18 protein-coding genes are annotated in these 17788 nt (G+C 38.0%); 9 read left to right on the forward strand and 9 right to left on the reverse strand.

Annotation, left to right across the window (positions count from 1 at the left end; all coding sequences use genetic code 11):
* Positions 1–3138 (reverse strand): SusC/RagA family TonB-linked outer membrane protein, encoded by a 3138-nt coding sequence (locus MED134_RS10655; protein ID WP_038598824.1) that lies wholly within the window; start codon positions 3136–3138, stop codon positions 1–3.
* A gap of 523 nt (positions 3139–3661) precedes the next feature.
* Here MED134_RS10655 and MED134_RS10660 point away from each other — a divergent pair.
* Both MED134_RS10660 and MED134_RS10665 read left to right on the forward strand, forming a co-directional pair.
* The gene (locus MED134_RS10660; RefSeq protein ID WP_038598827.1) at positions 3662–4897 is read left to right on the forward strand and encodes an NAD(P)/FAD-dependent oxidoreductase; all 1236 of its coding nucleotides are present in this window, start codon (positions 3662–3664) and stop codon (positions 4895–4897) included.
* Between the two features lie 11 nt (positions 4898–4908).
* Positions 4909–5439 (forward strand): DUF1697 domain-containing protein, encoded by a 531-nt coding sequence (locus tag MED134_RS10665; RefSeq protein WP_038598831.1) that lies wholly within the window; start codon positions 4909–4911, stop codon positions 5437–5439.
* Here MED134_RS10665 and MED134_RS10670 read toward each other — a convergent pair.
* Positions 5432–5908 carry a TspO/MBR family protein gene (locus MED134_RS10670; RefSeq protein WP_038598834.1) on the reverse strand — a complete coding sequence of 159 codons (477 nt, stop codon included), beginning with the start codon at positions 5906–5908 and terminating at the stop codon, positions 5432–5434. The two genes, MED134_RS10665 and MED134_RS10670, sit on opposite strands and share 8 nt — an antisense overlap.
* A 92-nt stretch (positions 5909–6000) precedes the next feature.
* On the opposite strand from MED134_RS10670, the gene MED134_RS10675 reads away from it, so the two are divergent.
* The 3 genes from MED134_RS10675 to MED134_RS10685 are packed head-to-tail and all read left to right on the forward strand — an operon-like array spanning position 6001 to position 8993.
* A complete protein-coding gene (locus tag MED134_RS10675) occupies positions 6001–7083 on the forward strand; it encodes a diphosphomevalonate/mevalonate 3,5-bisphosphate decarboxylase family protein (protein ID WP_038598836.1) in 1083 nt (360 codons plus the stop codon).
* 29 nt (positions 7084–7112) lie between these two features.
* Entirely contained in the window at positions 7113–8051 is a 939-nt protein-coding gene (locus MED134_RS10680; protein ID WP_038598839.1) for a mevalonate kinase, read from the forward strand.
* Between the two features lie 36 nt (positions 8052–8087).
* Positions 8088–8993, forward strand: coding sequence for a geranylgeranylglycerol-phosphate geranylgeranyltransferase (locus MED134_RS10685; protein WP_038598843.1), 906 nt, complete (start codon positions 8088–8090; stop codon positions 8991–8993).
* An 84-nt stretch (positions 8994–9077) separates the two neighbouring features.
* On the opposite strand, the gene MED134_RS10690 is transcribed toward MED134_RS10685, so the two are convergent.
* From MED134_RS10690 to aspS, 4 genes are all read right to left on the reverse strand, one after another.
* A complete protein-coding gene (locus MED134_RS10690) occupies positions 9078–9272 on the reverse strand; it encodes a cold-shock protein (protein WP_035326968.1) in 195 nt (64 codons plus the stop codon).
* Between the two features lie 92 nt (positions 9273–9364).
* Positions 9365–9631 (reverse strand): hypothetical protein, encoded by a 267-nt coding sequence (locus MED134_RS10695; RefSeq protein ID WP_038598846.1) that lies wholly within the window; start codon positions 9629–9631, stop codon positions 9365–9367.
* Positions 9632–9763, reverse strand: a complete 132-nt coding sequence (locus MED134_RS15435; RefSeq protein ID WP_262485468.1) for a hypothetical protein — start codon at positions 9761–9763, stop codon at positions 9632–9634. It lies immediately after the preceding gene.
* Between the two features lie 12 nt (positions 9764–9775).
* Positions 9776–11524 carry an aspartate--tRNA ligase gene (gene aspS / locus MED134_RS10700; protein WP_038598849.1) on the reverse strand — a complete coding sequence of 583 codons (1749 nt, stop codon included), beginning with the start codon at positions 11522–11524 and terminating at the stop codon, positions 9776–9778.
* Positions 11525–11752: 228 nt separating this feature from the next.
* Between aspS and MED134_RS10705 the strand changes: the two genes are divergently transcribed.
* Positions 11753–12526, forward strand: coding sequence for a DUF3050 domain-containing protein (locus MED134_RS10705; protein WP_038598852.1), 774 nt, complete (start codon positions 11753–11755; stop codon positions 12524–12526).
* A 78-nt stretch (positions 12527–12604) separates the two neighbouring features.
* Here MED134_RS10705 and MED134_RS10710 read toward each other — a convergent pair whose 3' ends face one another.
* The gene (locus tag MED134_RS10710; protein WP_038598855.1) at positions 12605–13351 is read right to left on the reverse strand and encodes a uroporphyrinogen-III synthase; all 747 of its coding nucleotides are present in this window, start codon (positions 13349–13351) and stop codon (positions 12605–12607) included.
* Positions 13352–13379: 28 nt separating this feature from the next.
* Positions 13380–14036, reverse strand: a complete 657-nt coding sequence (locus MED134_RS10715; protein WP_038598858.1) for a DUF4271 domain-containing protein — start codon at positions 14034–14036, stop codon at positions 13380–13382.
* A 108-nt stretch (positions 14037–14144) separates the two neighbouring features.
* Between MED134_RS10715 and MED134_RS10720 the strand changes: the two genes are divergently transcribed.
* The 3 genes from MED134_RS10720 to MED134_RS10730 are packed head-to-tail and all read left to right on the forward strand — an operon-like array spanning position 14145 to position 16707.
* Complete coding sequence (locus MED134_RS10720) at positions 14145–14867, forward strand: polyprenol monophosphomannose synthase (RefSeq protein WP_038598861.1); 723 nt, start codon at positions 14145–14147, stop codon at positions 14865–14867.
* A gap of 2 nt (positions 14868–14869) precedes the next feature.
* A complete protein-coding gene (locus MED134_RS10725; protein WP_038598864.1) occupies positions 14870–16210 on the forward strand; it encodes a dihydroorotase in 1341 nt (446 codons plus the stop codon).
* Positions 16210–16707, forward strand: a complete 498-nt coding sequence (locus MED134_RS10730; protein ID WP_084811663.1) for a DUF4296 domain-containing protein — start codon at positions 16210–16212, stop codon at positions 16705–16707. Before MED134_RS10725 ends, MED134_RS10730 begins: the two co-directional genes overlap by 1 nt.
* Here the strand turns inward: MED134_RS10730 and MED134_RS10735 are convergent.
* Positions 16704–17693: an NAD-dependent epimerase/dehydratase family protein gene (locus MED134_RS10735; RefSeq protein ID WP_038598870.1), complete on the reverse strand. Its 990-nt coding sequence runs from the start codon at positions 17691–17693 to the stop codon at positions 16704–16706. The genes MED134_RS10730 and MED134_RS10735 overlap by 4 nt on opposite strands.
* Positions 17694–17788: the final 95 nt, after the last annotated feature.

A 17788-nucleotide genomic window follows, 5' to 3' on the forward strand; every position in this document is an offset into this window, starting at 1 on the left:
TTAAAATGTTGCATTTACACCAAGTGTGAATGTACGAGCTCTAGGGTATGAACCATAGTCTATACCCGCAGTAGGAAGGGCAGAAGCATTAAGTGAACCAGTGTTTTGACTAGTTTCTGGGTCAAGACCACTGTAATCTGTTATTAAGAATAAGTTTTGACCTGTTAGGCTTAAACGTAGCGAGTCAAACATACCTTCACCACTTAGAGGCCAGTTATAGCCTAAAGAAGCGGTTTGCATTCTAATAAAATCTCCTTTTTCAAGGAATCTAGTAGACACAGCAACTGTAGCATTTGGATTTTCGTTGCTTGTTACGACATTTTGGGTTACGTTACCACCTATAGATAGTGCAGACTTATTAAAGAAAGCATTTGCAGTAGCATTGTAAACTGAGAATCCAAACTGGCCGATGAAGTATGTTGCAAGGTCAAAGTTCTTGTAACGAGCATTAAGTGATAGACCTGAAGTAACCTGAGGTACTGCATTTTCACCTACAAAGAACTTGTCAGAATCTGGGTCACCTACACCATCACCATTAAAATCTGTGTAGGTAGGATTACCGTCTCCATCAAATCCTGTAAACTCAGCCATAAAGAATGAGAATAAAGGCTGTCCAGCTTCGAGCTGCTGTGCAAATGCACCTGTAAGACCATTACCACGTATAGCTCCTGTTGGGATGCTTAGAGGTGTATCTTGAACTTCATTCTTGTTGTAAGCTATATTAAAGCTAGCTCCAAATCCAAAATCATCTGTATCAAAGAAATCGTAGTTTAAAGAAAACTCAATACCTTGGTTGAGTACAATGCCGTCTGATAGGTTTTGGAAAACTGTACCGCCACTTCCTGCTGGTGCAGCAACAGCTTGATTAAGTAATAAATCACGAGTTTCTTTACGGTAGAGGTTTACAGAACCGTTAAGGCGATCATCATTAAACCCAAAGTCGACTCCTACGTTAAGATCTGTAGTTTCTTCCCACTTAAGATCTGGGTTTGTAAATGCTCCGTCTATAAATGTACCAGGAACACCTCCTGCTAGCACGTTTAGGTTGTTATCTATACCAGCTCCACCAGCTCTCTCAATTTGCAAGAATTGTCCAAAATTAAGACCTTCTTGTGATCCCACAATACCAGCTCCTAGTCTAAGTTTTAAAGTAGAAATATTATCTCCTATAAAATCTTCTTCAGATATTTTCCAAGCAAAAGCTCCAGAAGGGAAGTAACCATAACGCTCGTTATCACCAAAGCGAGAAGAACCATCTGCTCTAAAGGTACCTGTAAATAAGTACTTATCTGCAATTGTATAATTTGCTCTTACAAAATAAGATTGTAGCTCATCTACCGTATCAAATATACCTGCAGTATAAGCTGGTACTAGACGATCAAAAGTTGTAGGTAACTCAAGACCTGTTTGTACCTCTGGAGTTAATCTTGTTAAATACGTACCATCTGCACCGTATCCAAATACAGCATATCCTCCATCAAGTACATCATCTATTAATCCAAACTGACGACTTAAAGCGTCTCTAGTTTGCTCTAATGTTTGAGATCCAAAACCAGCAGCATTTGAGAAATAACCGCTATTGTCAAACTCTTGGTAAGAATAACCGGCTAAAAGATCTAAAGATGAGTTTCCAAAGTCTTTCTTGTAGTTAAGTGTAGCTTCAAGTAGTGAGTTTTTATTTTCAGTCTCTGTAAAACCTCCACGACCTATTCCAGAAGTGTTAGGAAGACCTACTATGCTAGAAGAGTAAATTGCGCTACCCTCTGCATCTGTCTTGTCATAACCTACAGTTACTTTTGCGCTAAACTCGTCTGTAAAAGAGTAATCTGCAGATAAGTTTGCTAGAATTCTTCTACTATTTGTTCTACCTTCAAAGTACTGAAGTAAACTTGCTGGGTTAAGAACCCCTCCACCAGGGTTAAAATCTGGATCTGCCGGAAAAGTAGGGTTACCTCTTAAGGCAGCACCTATTAAATCTCCTGTAGAACCAGCAGTACCATCTAGTGCAGGATTCTCTCTGTTTATACGAGAGATACTACCTTGACCAGTGATTAAAAGTTTGTCATCAAGTAAGCGTTGTGAGAAGTTTAATCTTCCTGCGATACGCTCAAGGCTAGAGTTTTCTATTACACCATTGTTATTTCCGTACCCAAAAGATGCACGCACATTACCACCTGTGTAACTTTTTGAGTAGCTTAAATCTGTTTGTCTCGAGAAAGCATTACGAGTAATATAATCTTGCCAGTCTGTATTGCTACCCTCCACAAGAGGAGTTGCACCTATGGCATCTGTAGCATCAAGAAATTGTTGTCTATTAAGTAAGTCAAAACTATTTAGTGGCTTTGCAGAACTTACAGAAGAAGTAAGCTCCCATACACCTTTTGAAGCACCACGTCCAGCTTTAGTCTGTATAATGATTACACCATTTGCACCTCTTGACCCATAGATTGCTGTGGCAGATGCATCTTTAAGTATAGAGATATTTTCAATATCGTTAGGGTTAATAAAACTAAGTGGGTTACCACCAGTAGCACCACCTTGTACTCCAGCACCAACACCTACAGTAGGAGCGCCTCCACCTGCAAGTGGCACACCGTCTACTACAAATAATGGATCGTTTCCAGAACGTATAGAGTTATTACCACGTATACGTATCGCAATACCCGCACCTGGCTCACCAGAAGATTCTGAGATTTGTACACCGGCAGTTTTACCTTGTATAAGTTGTTCTGGAGATTGTATAACCCCTTGGTTAAAATCTTCAGACCCTACGTTGTCTACAGATCCTGTAGCATCTTTAATAGTAGTAGAACCGTACCCTATAAGTACAACTTCGTCTAGTGCGTTATCTGTTGCCAAAGAAACATTTACAACACTTCTACCTCCTACAGCTACTTCTTGAGTAGCAAATCCCACATAGCTAAATACTAGGGTAGCATCGCTAGGAACATTGTTAAGACTGTAGTTGCCGTCAAAATCGGTTGTAACACCATTTGAGGTACCTTTTACAATTACGTTTGCTCCCGGTAGCGGGCCATTTTCTTCAGTAACTGTACCTGTTACTGTTTGGGCTTGGGCAATCCCTACAAAGAGAATTGCGACAAACAAGAGCATACTTTTAAGTATTACTTTCTTCATAAGAATCTTGTTTAAAAATTAGTTTGCTTAGTTTTTTTATGAGTAATTACCTCATTTTAAAAGCTAAAAATATGTAAATTTTATGTTAAGACCATACACATTGCCCGTTAAAGTTACGAAAACGATTTCGTGTGAACAAACCCGTTTTAGTAGGAATTCAGTAAAAAACGGTAGTCAAAATTCGTGTTTCCGCATAATTTTATGGGTGTAATCTCTAAATGCAAAATGATTTTTTAAAATCTAGCTATTTAAAACACCTTTTCGTAATGTTTTCGTAACATTAGTAAATGTTAAAATTTCAACTCGTAAAATAAGTGATGCGGGTCCTATAATTAGGTTTACGCTTTCGCGAAAGCGTACTCATATTATTAGTCACTTTGTTTAATATCCTTAGAGCTCCTTAAGTTGCTATTTTAAAAAACGTATTTAATGATGGGGCCACACTAATATAGAAGCAAAGTAAATTGTATAGCAAAGGCTTTAATAAACCTATCTTTACAAACGTATTATTCCAGATGTTAAGATGAATAGATTTGATATACTCATAGTAGGAGGTGGGGCTGCCGGTTTTTTTACAGCTATTAATCTTGCCGAAAAAAACCCGCAACTCAAGATTGCGATACTTGAGCGAGGTAAAGATGTTCTTACTAAGGTTAAAATTTCTGGTGGTGGTCGTTGCAATGTCACCCACGCAGAGTTTATACCTAAGGAGCTTTCAAAAAAATATCCTCGAGGTGAGAAAGAGCTGCTTGGGCCATTTCATACTTTTATGACGGGAGATACCATAGCCTGGTTTGAAGAACGTGGTGTCGAGCTCAAGATAGAAGAAGATGGAAGAATGTTTCCAGTGACAGATTCTTCGGGCACTATTGTAGATTGTTTTATCTCTCTGGCAAAAAAGCATCGCATTGAAGTGCTTACTAACCACGCCGTGCAAGATGTAGGTTTTGATGACGCTTTCGCGAAAGCGCAAACCACCAATACTTTTTTTGTAAAAACCAGTAAGGGGGTGTTTACTTGCGATAAGCTAGTGATGACCACTGGTAGCAACCCTAAAATGTGGAAACTCCTCGAAAAACTAGGTCATACAATTACTAACGCTGTACCGTCACTTTTTACTTTTAATATAAAAGATAAACGTATTGAGGGGTTAATGGGTGTTGCAAAAGATGTCACTATAAAAGTACTTGGCACAAAGCAAAAGTCTGAAGGGCCATTACTTATTACACACTGGGGGATGAGTGGCCCGGCTATATTAAAACTGTCTGCCTGGGGAGCGAGAGATCTTGCTGCTATTAATTATAAATTTGACATACAGGTAAACTGGCTGCAGCATTACTCGCAAGAAGAGGCACTAGAGATGCTTGTGGAGCTCAAAATGGCTCACGCAAAGCAGTCGCCTCACACCTACGCGCAGTTAGACTTGCCTAAGCGCCTATGGCAAAGTTTACTTATTGCAGCTGGTGTCCAGCCCGTCATAAAGTGGGCAGAGCTTACAAAAAGCCAGCTTCAATCTCTTAGTAGAGAACTTACTCAATCCAGATACAAGGTAGATGGTAAGAGTACCTTTAAGGAAGAGTTTGTGACCGCTGGAGGTGTAAATCTTAAAGAAGTACACTTTAAAACCTTTGAGAGTAAAAAAGTAAATCATCTTTATCTCGCTGGAGAGGTACTCAATATAGATGCAATCACAGGTGGGTTTAATTTTCAAAATGCTTGGACGGGAGGCTATCTCATTGCTCAGGCTATAGATTCTTAAAGAGTAGATTTATGAATACGTATATATGTTTACTGCGCGGGATTAATGTAGGAGGTCATAAAAAAATCAAGATGGCAGACCTCAAAACTCTCTTAACTTCGCTTGGATATAATGATGTGGTGACTTACATACAGAGTGGAAATATAATATTTAAATCTCACGAGAAAAGTATAGATGAGATAACAGCTGTTATAAAGAAAGCTATTGTAGGTGCATTCGGTTTTGAGGTCCCAGTGTTTGTGCTCACTCGTAAAATGCTCACTCAGGTTTATGAGAACTATGCGCTCCCACCAGAATGTATAGCCTCAAGTTACTTTACATTATTGCACACCCTGCCCAGCACTGAAGAGATAGCCCTTGTAAATAATCTAGAGTTACCTAACGAGCACTTTATAGCTACAGAAAATTGTGTTTACATATATCCAGAGAAAGGATACGGAAAAGCAAAGGCGACAAACACTTTTTTTGAAAAAAGATTAAACGTGCTTGCTACAACCCGCAATTATAAGACCATCGTAAAATTGCTAGCACTTTCTAATTGAGACGCCAGATTTCAAAATTAAGGGCAGTTGCAAAGGCAAGCCATAGTAGGTAAGGAATAAGTAATGCAGCGCTCCATCGATTTACTACTTTAAACCACTTTATAGTAAATATCACTAAGATAAACAGTCCGCAAATTGCTAGTAAGGCAAGAAACGGCTCCTGCCACCCAAAAAATATAATACTCCACATTCCATTAAGGATGAGCTGAAACCCAAAATGATAAAGGGCCGTTTTTACCCATTTGTGATAAAATCCTCGATTCCAAACTATACCGGCGGCAATCCCCATAAGAATGTATAAAGTGATCCACACGGGAGCAAATACCCAGTTAGGAGGACTCCAGCTAGGCTTCATAAGACTAACATACCAGTTATCTATGCTAGATTGAGTAGCTAGAGAACCTATGGTACCTACAAGTAGGCAAATAATAATGCTAAGCACTATACGAACTAGTAAATCTTTGTTCATAAGGAAAGGATTGGTCTTAAAGGTAGTAAATATTCTTAGACGTGTCTAAGCGTTGATATTGCTATCTTTGCCCATATATCTATAATCACTCTATGACCGAAAGCGATTTTATACCCTCAGAAAATTATAAAGTACTTACACAAGGATCTGTCACTTACCAGTCTCCTAGTAATATAGCCCTTGTAAAATATTGGGGTAAACACGGTGAGCAATTACCACAAAATCCTAGTATAAGTTTTACGCTTTCTAACTGTCACACTACGACCACGCTTACTTATAAAAAGACTGCTAGTGCTACTGGTGAGATTGAGTTTGATGTACTGCTAGACGGCAAGTCAGAACCAGATTTTAAACCTAAAATCGCAAAGTTTTTTGAACGTATAGAGAAGTATATACCTTTTGTTAAGGAGTACTCGTATGTGATAGACACGGCAAACTCTTTCCCGCATAGCTCAGGTATTGCAAGTTCTGCTTCTGGTATGAGTGCGCTTGCTTTATGCCTTATGGAGATAGAGCGACAGAGCAATCCAGATATGACGCCCGCCTATTTTTTACAAAAGGCTAGCTTTCTTGCAAGACTTGGTTCTGGTAGCGCGTGTAGAAGTTTAGATGGACCTCTGGTGGTATGGGGTAATCATAAAGAGATATCCAATAGTAGCGATATTTTTGGCACAAGTTATAATAGCAATGTACACGATAATTTTAAAAATTATCAAGACACCATCTTACTGGTAGATAAAGGAGAGAAACAAGTAAGTAGTACAGTAGGTCACGGCCTTATGCACGGTCACGCTTTCGCGAAAGCGAGATTCTCCCAGGCTCACGATAACTTATCTGAGCTTATGCGTGTTTTTGAGGCAGGAGATGTAGATGCGTTTATAAAACTAGTTGAAAGTGAAGCACTCACGCTACACGCAATGATGATGACCAGCCACCCTTATTTTATATTGATGAAGCCTAAAACGCTCGAGATTATAAATGAAATATGGGATTATAGACAACAAACGGGCTCAAAGGTGTGCTTTACACTAGATGCTGGCGCAAACGTACACGTGCTTTATCCCGAAAATGAGAAGTATAGTGTACAAGACTTTATAGCTGCTAAACTTTCAAAATTTTGCCAAAACGGCCACTATATCAATGACTTTGTGGGTAATGGAGCAAAAAAATTGTAAATTTGTAACTGGTATTAAGAGCACCCCATATGAAAGGCCCGTTATTTTATTCTAAGATTTTACTTTTTGGCGAGTACGGAATTATAAAAGATTCAAAAGGACTTGCTATTCCTTATAACTTCTATAACGGAGCGTTAAAGATAGAGGAGAACCCTTCACAAGAGGCAAAGGACTCAAATGAGAAGCTTGCAAAGTTTGTTACTTATCTTAATGATTTACAAACAGAGCAGCCGGAGTTAGTTTCTTTTGATATTGATAAAATGAATCAAGATGTAGCTGCGGGTATGTACTTTGATTCAAGCATTCCACAAGGATATGGTGTAGGAAGTAGCGGTGCACTAGTTGCAGCTATTTATGATAAATATGCCGTAGATAAAATTACCGTTTTAGAAAACCTTACAAGAGAGAAGTTGCTCACGCTAAAAACAATTTTTGGTGGAATGGAGTCATTTTTTCACGGTAAGTCTTCTGGATTAGACCCTCTTAATAGTTACTTAAGTCTTCCTATACTTATTAATAGTAAAGATAGCATTGAAGCTGCAGGTATTCCTTCTCAAGCAGAAGAGGGTACAGGAGCCGTATTCCTTTTAGATAGTGGTATTGTAGGTGAAACTGCACCTATGGTAAACATATTTATGGAAAATATGAAGCAAGACGGTTTTAGGTCTATGCTTAAAGATCAGTTTGTAAAGCATACAGATGCCTGTATAGATGATTTCTTAAAAGGAGATGTAAAATCACTTTTTGGAAATGTAAAGCAGCTTTCTAAAGTAGTTTTAAGTAACTTCAAACCAATGATTCCTGCAAAGTTTCACGACCTATGGAAACAAGGTATTGAGTCTAATGATTACTATCTCAAACTTTGCGGTTCTGGAGGTGGTGGTTATATGCTAGGCTTTACAGAAGATCTTGAAAAAGCACAAGCGGCTCTTAAAGATCACAAGCTAGAAGTGGTTTACACGTTCTAATTAATTTCATACATTTTTTATTAAACGAGATAGCTTATGCTTTCGCGAAAAAACAAACGTTTTATCCTTAAGTTAGTAAGTCTATTCTCTGTAGTAAGAGGTTACAATATTCTTATTATTGTACTTGCTCAGTACCTTACATCTATATTTATACTTGCGCCAGATAAGAGGCTTAGTGAGATATTATTTGACCCTAACCTTTTCTTTTTAGTGCTTGCAGGTGTTTTTACAATAGCCTCTGGATATATAATAAACAGCTTTTACGACTCAGAAAAAGACCTCATAAACAGGCCTAAGAAAACGATGCTAGACCGCTTAGTGAGTCAAAACACAAAGCTGTCTATTTACTTCACTCTTAATTTTCTTGCAGTTATAGCGGCTAGTTATGTCTCTTTTAAGGCAGTTGTTTTTTATGCGCTTTATATTTTTGGTATTTGGATTTACTCACATAAGCTTAAGAAGATTCCTTTTTTAGGAAATCTCGTAGCGGCAACACTTGCTATCACACCCTTCTTTGCTGTGTTTATCTATTATGGAAATCTAGCTCCAGTGATATTTGTACACGGGTCCTTTTTGTTTTTAGTGATAGCTATGCGAGAGATGGTAAAAGACTTAGAGAATCTTAAGGGAGATTTTGCACAAAGATATCGTACTATACCCGTAATGTACGGAGCTGTTACTTCAAAGTGGCTACTGTCGTTGCTAGCTGGTCTTACAGTTATACCTGTATTCTTTCTTATAAACCATTTTAAGCTGGGTTATATGAGCTATTATTTTTATGGTAGTGTGGTGTTGTTACTCCTTTTTCTTGCTATTTTATGGCAGTCTAAAGCAAGGCCTCATTATGTACTACTCCATAATATCTTGAAGTTTATTATAGTGGCTGGTGTATTCTGTATCATACTGCTGGATGCTAGCGTTGTCCTTAATCGAATTTTTTAGAACTACTTATTGTAAAAGTAAAGTCAATAAAAAAGCCCGCCATAGGCGAGCTTTTTTGTAATCGTAAAAAAGTATCTATCTTAATTATGACAGTACACTTACTTGTGCAGCAGTCAATCCTTTTCTTCCTTCTTCTTCTACGTACTCAACTTTGTCTCCTTCGTTGATAGTTTCCCCGTTAAGACCTGTAACGTGTACAAAGATGTCTTTACCAGTCTCGTCATTAGTTATAAAACCATAACCTTTTGACTCATTGAAAAATTTTACTGTTCCTTCCATTATAAAATATGTAATTAATAAAGTGCAAACTTACACTTTTATTTGTTAACCAATACTCGTGCCAAGATTATATTAATGTAAACTCTTTAAATTCAGTGCTTTTTATCCTTGGAGTTGTTAAATTCTTTCATTCTCTTAAAGGCGTCATCTGTAAGCATATAGTCGGTAACTTTGCGATCTTTCCATCTATGGTAGATAAATGTAGGCATCAAGATAAAGAAGCCTCCAGCGATAGATAGTCCTATAAACTTATGACCTAGAGCTTCATCTATGTTTGCTTTGCAGTAAAACCCATAAGCAAGCATACCCGCAAGAATAAAGAATAATACGATGATAAAAATACGCCTCACTTTATCCATCTAGTCAAAAAATGTAATGGTTATAAAGAAAGCAATAATAGCTAGTATTAATATACTTACCATAGTGATAGCTATCGTTTTAAGAACAGTCTTAAAGACTTTGCTATTGCTTTGTGATTCTTCGGTTTCCAAAATTATATAGGCTTAGTTGTTAAGCTTCAAATTCAATTCTTGCAGCTGCTCATTGTCAAGTGGAGCAGGAGCGTCTATCATTACATCACGACCGCTATTGTTTTTTGGGAAAGCAATAAAGTCACGTATAGTCTCTTGACCACCTAGTATAGCTACAAGCCTGTCTAGTCCAAAAGCAAGACCACCGTGTGGAGGTGCTCCATACTCAAAAGCGTCCATTAGGAAGCCAAACTGTGCTTTAGCCTCCTCTTCAGAAAAGCCTAGGTGACGTAGCATTATAGCCTGTGTTTCTTTATCGTGTATACGTATAGAACCTCCACCTATCTCGTTACCGTTAAGTACAAGGTCGTAGGCATTTGCTTTTACTTCACCAGGTTTTGTGTCAAGTAATTCTATTTGACCAGGTTTTGGAGATGTAAATGGGTGGTGCATTGCGTGGTAATGTCCTGTCTCTTCATCTAGCTCAAGTAGCGGGAAGTCTATGACCCACAGCGGTGCAAACTCATCTGGCTTGCGTAGTCCTAAGCGCTCTGCAAGCTCCATACGTAGTGCACTCATCTGTGCACGTACTTTATTAGTATCACCAGAGAGTATACAAACTAGATCACCTTTTTGAGCTCCAGTTACTTCTGCCCACTTTGCAAGGTCTTCTTGATCATAAAATTTATCTACAGAAGATTTAAAGCTTCCATCGTCATTACAACGAGAGTACACCATTCCTAACGCTCCTACTTGCGGGCGTTTTACCCACTCTATAATTTTGTCAATCTCTTTACGAGTATAAGAGTTACCTCCTGGTACGGCTATACCTACTACAAGCTCTGCATTATTAAAAACGCCAAAGTCTTTATGCTGTGCCACCTCATTGAGCTCGCCAAATTTCATCCCAAAACGAATGTCTGGCTTATCATTACCATACAGACGCATTGCATCATCATATAGCATACGTGGGAACTTCTCAATCTCTACCCCATTTACTTCTTTAAGTAAGTGACGAGTAAGTCCTTCAAAGATGTTTAAAATGTCTTCTTGCTCTACAAAGGCCATCTCACAGTCTATCTGTGTGAACTCTGGCTGTCTGTCTGCACGTAAATCTTCATCTCTAAAACATTTTACAATCTGGAAGTATTTATCCATACCACCCACCATAAGCAATTGCTTAAAGGTCTGTGGTGATTGTGGTAGTGCATAAAATTGTCCTTCATTCATACGAGAAGGCACTACAAAATCACGCGCTCCCTCTGGTGTAGATTTTATAAGGTAAGGAGTCTCAACTTCAATAAAATCTTGCTCAGATAAGTATTTACGTACCTCAAGAGCCACGCGGTGTCTAAAGATAAGACTCTCACGTACCGGCTTACGGCGTATGTCTAGGTAGCGATACTTCATACGTAGGTCTTCTCCACCATCTGTCTCATCTTCTATCGTAAAAGGAGGAGTGAGAGAAGCGTTAAGTATCTCTAGTTTTGATACTAATAACTCTATATCTCCAGTAGCGATATTAGGGTTTTTTGAATCACGCTCAACTACGGTACCAGTAACTTGTATTACAAACTCGCGTCCCAGTTTACGTGCTTCTTCCATAAGAGCAGCATCTGTACGTTCTTGGTCAAAAACAAGTTGTGTCATCCCGTAACGATCTCGTAGATCTACCCAGATTATAAAACCTTTATCTCTAGATTTTTGTACCCATCCTGCTAGGGTTACTTCTTTATTTACATCGGCGGCGCGTAGGCTTCCGTTATTGTGCGTTCTGTACATAATTCTTGCTCAGTTTGAGATGTGCAAAAATAGAAATATAACAGGTCATTTTAAGGATAAGTAGCTATAAATGTTGTTTCATAAAGTGGTGGGGTGATGAGTACGCTTTCGCGAAAGCGTAATAAGAACCCTCAAAGAAGATTTGCTGGAGAATTTTCACATTTTCTTTAGAGTCAAAAACCCTATTTATAATTGCTGCGTATTTATTTTTGTAAAATAAATCACGCTATGATTACAACAGTCGAAAAAGAAATAGAATCACTCCAGAAACAATTACTCAACCACCCACTTTATAAACGCATACATACTCCTGAGGATCTTGTTGTTTTTATGGAGCATCACGTCTATGCGGTGTGGGATTTTATGTCACTACTTAAAGCACTGCAACGTGGATTAACCTGTACAACCTTACCTTGGAAGCCGGTTGGCAATCCAGAAACCCGCTACCTTATAAACGAGATTGTGCTTGCAGAGGAGACAGATATTAATGCACAAGGGAAAAGGGTGAGCCATTATGAGATGTATCTAGATGCAATGAGAAAGGCGGGTGCAGATACAACAGCAATCACAGGAGTTGTTAATGCAGATTATAGGACGGAGACACTGGCAGATATTACAGGTCACTTGCCAGAAAGTGTACAGCAATTTTTGCAATTTACCTTTGAGGTTATAAAGGGTGGTAATTTACACGAGATTGCCGCAGCTTTTACCTTTGGGCGAGAAGATTTAATACCATCTATGTTTACAGCTATCATAGGTGAAATAGAAACGCACTTTCCAGAAAAGGACCTTGCAGATTTTAAATACTATTTTGATAGACACATAGAGCTAGATGAAGATGAGCACGGGCCTATGGCTCTTGAGATGGTGAGACAACTCTGTGGTGGTGATCAAATAAAGTGGCAAGAAGTGATTTCGGTTTCGAAACGTGCGCTAGAGGTGCGACTTATTTTGTGGGATGGTATCTTAGAAGCGATTGAGGCGCCATCACTGGTTTCATAGTGAGATGGGAAAGTGTAAATGAGACACATAAAAAAGCCTGCATCTAGCAGGCTTTTTTTATATAGTAAGTAGAAGTGTTTACTTCTTGTTTACAGATTTTATATACTTCTCTAGAGCCATCGTCATAGATGGAGTTTCTGGAGTAGGTGCCATAATATTAATCTCTAGCCCTGCTTCTTCGGCTGCTTTTACTGTCGTGTTTCCAAAAACCGCTATACGAGTATTCTTTTGCTCAAAGTTAGGGAAGTTCTTAAATAAAGAGTCAATCCCACTTGGACTAAAGAATACTAAGATGTCATAGAAAACATTTTCATATTGTGATAAGTCGCTTACTACCGTTTTGTAAAATGTAGATTGCATCCACTTTACACCTAGCTCATCAAGCAATTCTGGTACGATAGGCTTAAACTTATCTGAAGATGGAAGTAAAAAGGTTTCGTTTTTATGCTTTTTGATAAGCGGGATAAGCTCTGGGAAGGTACGTTTACCTACATAGATCTTGCGCTTACGATATACTACATATTTCTGTAGGTAATATGCTACAGCCTCACTCTGGCAAAAATATTTTAAAGTATCTGGCACTTTAAAACGCATTTCTTCTGCGATTCTAAAAAAGTGGTCTACGGCATTACGACTAGTTAAAATAATAGCCGTATAATCTTTAAGATCTACTTTTTGTAATCTTACTTCTTTTCCAGAAACGCCCTCTACGTGTATAAAGGGTATGAAATCTATTTTTACACGCTGCCTTTCTTCGAGCTCAAAATATGGTGAGTTATCAACCTTAGGCTTAGGCTGCGAAACAAGTATAGTTTTCACTTTCATATTGACTCCATTTTTTTAATTAGCCCTTTTACTTTGTAATGAATTCATACAAAATGAAGTAGGGTCCAATTTCGAGAGTGCAAAAATACAAAATAAAATAAAAAGGATGTTTAAAAATTTGTTCTCTATACTGTCTTAAAAGTAAAAATTGTGATATCGTATAAATCACAATAATGACTATAATGAGGCTATAGATAAGTATATGAGGAGGTTCTAGTTGATAGACTATAAATGCACTACTGATTAATGCAAATAACCCTAACATATTTTTAACATTAAGACGCTTATAAATGAAAGGTTGCATCTTTTTATGAATGTCAAATGCATAAGTTGAAAGCCGTTCTGTTAAGAATTTCGCAATTTCAAAGGTTGAGTATCCCGCAAGGATGACGAGAAAAACGTCATAATTATCACGTATGAGCTTCTCAGTAGTAATACAAAAAGCAACATAGAGTAATAAGGATATTCCTATACATTGTATGGTTGCAAGAATAAGTTGTAATGGGTGGAATATATATACACCTCTTGATCTTGTAACAATAAATCGATCTGCTCCTGTTATGGTTATAAAGTCTTCAAAACGTTGTGCATATAAAAACTTTGCAACGGCTAAAAAGACCAAGGAGGTCACCAGTAAAATGGTAATCCAGTTTTGGTAGGTAATTTCGCGAAGTATGGTTTCCAAAATATACAGTCTTTATAGACCGTTAAAAATACTACAAATTCTTTCAAAAGGCCGCTTGTACAAGTAATGAACACTCTAAAATAAGTACATTTGCGTAAACAAGATTATATGGCAAACGCTGTAGTTATTATACCCACCTACAACGAGATTGACAATATAGAGAGGCTGTTACGCAATATTTTTGCCTTACAGAGGGCCTTTCATATTCTTGTGGTTGATGATAATTCTCCAGACGGTACCGCCCAAAAGGTACAAGAACTTCAAGGTTTTTATAAAGAAAAGCTATTTCTTCTTAATAGAGAAAAGAAGAATGGTCTGGGAACAGCATACATAGCTGGTTTTAAGTGGGCGCTGCACCAAGAATACGATTATATATTTGAGATGGACGCAGATTTTTCTCATAACCCTAACGATCTTATAAGGCTTTATAACGCTTGTGCAAAAGATGGTGCAGATGTTGCTATAGGCTCTAGGTATGTGACGGGTGTAAATGTTGTAAACTGGCCTATGGGTAGAGTGCTACTAAGTTGGGGAGCTTCAAGGTATGTGCGTTTTATAACGCGTATGGATATTTATGATACAACTGCTGGGTTTATATGCTATAGGAGTAAAGTGCTTAAAACTATTGATTTAGATAATATTAAATTTGTAGGATATGCATTTCAAATAGAAATGAAGTATAAAGCTTACTTGAAGAAATTTAAAATAGTAGAAGTGCCTGTAGTTTTTACAGATAGAACAAAAGGAGAAAGTAAGATGAGCTCTGGTATTATTTCAGAAGCGATTTTTGGAGTTATAAAGATGCGATTACAGCATTTATTTAAAAAATAAGTATGGAAAAAATATTAATTAAAGATGCACATATTGTTAATGAGGGATCTATCTTAAGAGGAGATATACTTATTCACAATGGGGTGATAGAGGAAATTGCAGAGAGTATAAGTGCAAAATCTGGAGATGTGCATATTTTTGATGCTGAAGGGCAATACTTATTACCGGGAGTTATAGATGACCAAGTGCACTTTAGAGAGCCTGGCTTAACCCACAAAGCAAACATAGCTACAGAGTCTAGAGCAGCTGTTGCTGGAGGGATTACTTCTTTTATAGAAATGCCTAATACAAACCCACAAACTACTACTGTTGAGAAACTGGAGGAGAAGTTTGAGATTGCTAGTAAAACATCTGCTGCAAACTATTCTTTTATGTTTGGAGGGACTAACGATAATCTTGACGAAATCTTAAAAGTTGATAAGAAAAGTGTTGCGGGTCTTAAATTATTTTTAGGAAGCTCTACGGGTAATATGCTGGTTGATAACGAGGCTGTACTTGAAAAGATTTTTAAGTCTACAGATATGGTTATCTCAACCCACTGTGAAGACGAAGAGACCATTAGAGAGAATCTAGCAATATATAAAGAGCGTTATGGTGATGATATACCTATGAATCTTCACCCTATTATTAGAAGTGAAGAAGCTTGTTATATCTCATCTTCCAGAGCGATAGCGCTAGCGAAAAAAACTGGAGCCAGACTTCACGTCTTTCATTTATCTACAGGTAAGGAAACAGAGTTGTTTGATAACAGCATCCCACTGGCCGAAAAGAAAATCACAGCAGAGGTTTGTATACATCACCTATGGTTTTCTGATGCAGACTATGACGAAAAAGGATCTAGAATCAAATGGAATCCAGCTGTAAAAACCGCGCAAGATCGTGATATGCTTTTTCAAGCATTACTAGATGATAAGATCGATGTGATTGCTACAGATCACGCTCCTCATACTATTGAAGAAAAAGATAACGTCTACACAAAGGCCCCGAGTGGTGGTCCTTTAGTTCAACACGCCTTGCCCGCTATGTTAGAGTTTTATCACCAGGGTAAAATATCTTTAGAAAAAATTGTAGAAAAGATGTGTCACAATCCAGCGATACTTTTTCAAGTAGAAAAGCGAGGCTATATTAGAAAAGGTTATAAGGCAGATCTAGTGCTCGTAGATCTTAATGCTCCTTGGACGGTTAAAAAAGATAACATTCTTTATAAATGTGGCTGGTCGCCTTTTGAGGGGACTACTTTTAAGTCACGTATCACACACACTTTTGTAAATGGGCGTCTAGCTTACAAAAACTTTAAGGTGTATGATGAACTTTTTGGAGAACGTCTTACGTTTGATAGGTAATGAAAAAACTTTTTCTAATAATATCCATAGTGATTATTGGCGCTAGTTGTCAAGAAATTCCAGAGGTTCAAAAGCCAGAAAGTTTTATAGAGCAGCCCGTGATGGAAGAGATTCTTTATGAGTCTATATTAATTAATGCAGCTCAAGGATATAACATTGCAAAGCTTAAACTTATAGGTCTCAAACCAGACACTTATGTGTATGATAAGTTTGATATAGATAGTGCTACCTATGCTCAAAATGTAGCATACTATACCACAGATATAGATGCTTATAGGGAAATGAATGCAAAAGTACTCGATAGGATAAAGGCCCAGCTAGCTGTAGACGACTCTATAGAAACTGCAGAGCGCAAGCTTAAAGACTCTTTAAGAACAGCTAGAGCAAAGGAACTTCAGAAAGAGAAACAAAGTGAGCGTACTATAGAGGGTAATTCGGGATTACCTACTCGCACTGTTACAGACTCATTTGCCAGGAGATATCGTAAACAGAATTAGGAGTTTATATGCTTTGCTACGCGTGCTAAAGTTTCGACAAGAGGAGTAGGGGTGTATGCAAAACCTTCGCAAAGCTTTTGGTTACTGTAAACACTATTGCTTTGTAAAGACTTATAACTTAAACTTGTTATTTGTCTTTTACGAGTAAAAAGCCCTCTCATCGCATCAAGCATATTCAAGATTTTAAGAAAACCTGTAGAGATTGCTCTTTGAGGCGCTTTGGTCTTAAGAGTTTTTGCAATTGTGTCTAGTAGTTGTTGGTAAGATATAGAATGACCTACAGCGATATAACGTTCTTGTTGTATCGAGCTGGCCATTGCTTTTATCATTAAAGCGATAAGGTCTTTAACATCTATAACACCGGTAGATCCAGTAGGGTAGTATAGCTTCTTTTTAAGAATATAAGTAAATAAGGAGCCGCTACCAGAGGTGTAATCTCCCTCTCCCAGTATGATGCCAGGGTTAAAAATGACAGCATTGAGTCCCTCTTCGGTGCCTCGCCACACTTCCATCTCGGCACCATTTTTTGTGAGTGCATAAACAGAGTTTTCGGCATCTGGGTCCCAGTAGTTTTCTTCGGTAATCGGGTTATTCGGTGTGCTGGCTAGTGTAGCAATAGAGCTAAGGTGAATGAGTTTTTCTACGTTATTACTTAGGCTTAAGTTTACAACATTTGCGGTTCCCTCTACATTTACTTTTGTGAGTTCATCAAATCGATAAGGATCAAAAGATATCAATGCGGCACAGTGATAAACGTGAGTAATACCCACAAAGGCAGCACTTAGGGCAGGTATGTCTGTAATATCTCCCAGTGTCCATTCTATAAGGTGTATGTGTGATTCCGCTTTCGCGAAAGCGTAATACGCAAGCACTTCTTCCTTTTTGTGCTCGCTGCGATATAATGCACGCACGGGTTTGCCACTTTCTATAAGTGAGAGGAGTAGGTGTCTACCTACCAGACCTGTGCTTCCGGTGATTAAAATCATATTGTAAAGATACGCGACACGAGGGTAATGAGGGCGCCTCTTATATAATGTCTTTTTCCAGAAAAAGGATGATCACAGGTGATGGCTTATTTTTA

It is taken from the genome of Dokdonia sp. MED134, from assembly GCF_000152925.2.
GTDB lineage: Bacteria > Bacteroidota > Bacteroidia > Flavobacteriales > Flavobacteriaceae > Dokdonia.

Coding starts and splice junctions, on each gene's coding strand:
- MED134_RS10655 (WP_038598824.1), bottom strand. CDS start 3,138: ATGAAGAAAGTAATACTTAAAAGTATGCTCTTGTTTGTCGCAATTCTC.
- MED134_RS10660 (WP_038598827.1), top strand. CDS start 3,662: ATGAATAGATTTGATATACTCATAGTAGGAGGTGGGGCTGCCGGTTTT.
- MED134_RS10665 (WP_038598831.1), top strand. CDS start 4,909: ATGAATACGTATATATGTTTACTGCGCGGGATTAATGTAGGAGGTCAT.
- MED134_RS10670 (WP_038598834.1), bottom strand. CDS start 5,908: ATGAACAAAGATTTACTAGTTCGTATAGTGCTTAGCATTATTATTTGC.
- MED134_RS10675 (WP_038598836.1), top strand. CDS start 6,001: ATGACCGAAAGCGATTTTATACCCTCAGAAAATTATAAAGTACTTACA.
- MED134_RS10680 (WP_038598839.1), top strand. CDS start 7,113: ATGAAAGGCCCGTTATTTTATTCTAAGATTTTACTTTTTGGCGAGTAC.
- MED134_RS10685 (WP_038598843.1), top strand. CDS start 8,088: ATGCTTTCGCGAAAAAACAAACGTTTTATCCTTAAGTTAGTAAGTCTA.
- MED134_RS10690 (WP_035326968.1), bottom strand. CDS start 9,272: ATGGAAGGAACAGTAAAATTTTTCAATGAGTCAAAAGGTTATGGTTTT.
- MED134_RS10695 (WP_038598846.1), bottom strand. CDS start 9,631: ATGGATAAAGTGAGGCGTATTTTTATCATCGTATTATTCTTTATTCTT.
- aspS (WP_038598849.1), bottom strand. CDS start 11,524: ATGTACAGAACGCACAATAACGGAAGCCTACGCGCCGCCGATGTAAAT.
- MED134_RS10705 (WP_038598852.1), top strand. CDS start 11,753: ATGATTACAACAGTCGAAAAAGAAATAGAATCACTCCAGAAACAATTA.
- MED134_RS10710 (WP_038598855.1), bottom strand. CDS start 13,351: ATGAAAGTGAAAACTATACTTGTTTCGCAGCCTAAGCCTAAGGTTGAT.
- MED134_RS10720 (WP_038598861.1), top strand. CDS start 14,145: ATGGCAAACGCTGTAGTTATTATACCCACCTACAACGAGATTGACAAT.
- MED134_RS10725 (WP_038598864.1), top strand. CDS start 14,870: ATGGAAAAAATATTAATTAAAGATGCACATATTGTTAATGAGGGATCT.
- MED134_RS10730 (WP_084811663.1), top strand. CDS start 16,210: ATGAAAAAACTTTTTCTAATAATATCCATAGTGATTATTGGCGCTAGT.
- MED134_RS10735 (WP_038598870.1), bottom strand. CDS start 17,693: ATGATTTTAATCACCGGAAGCACAGGTCTGGTAGGTAGACACCTACTC.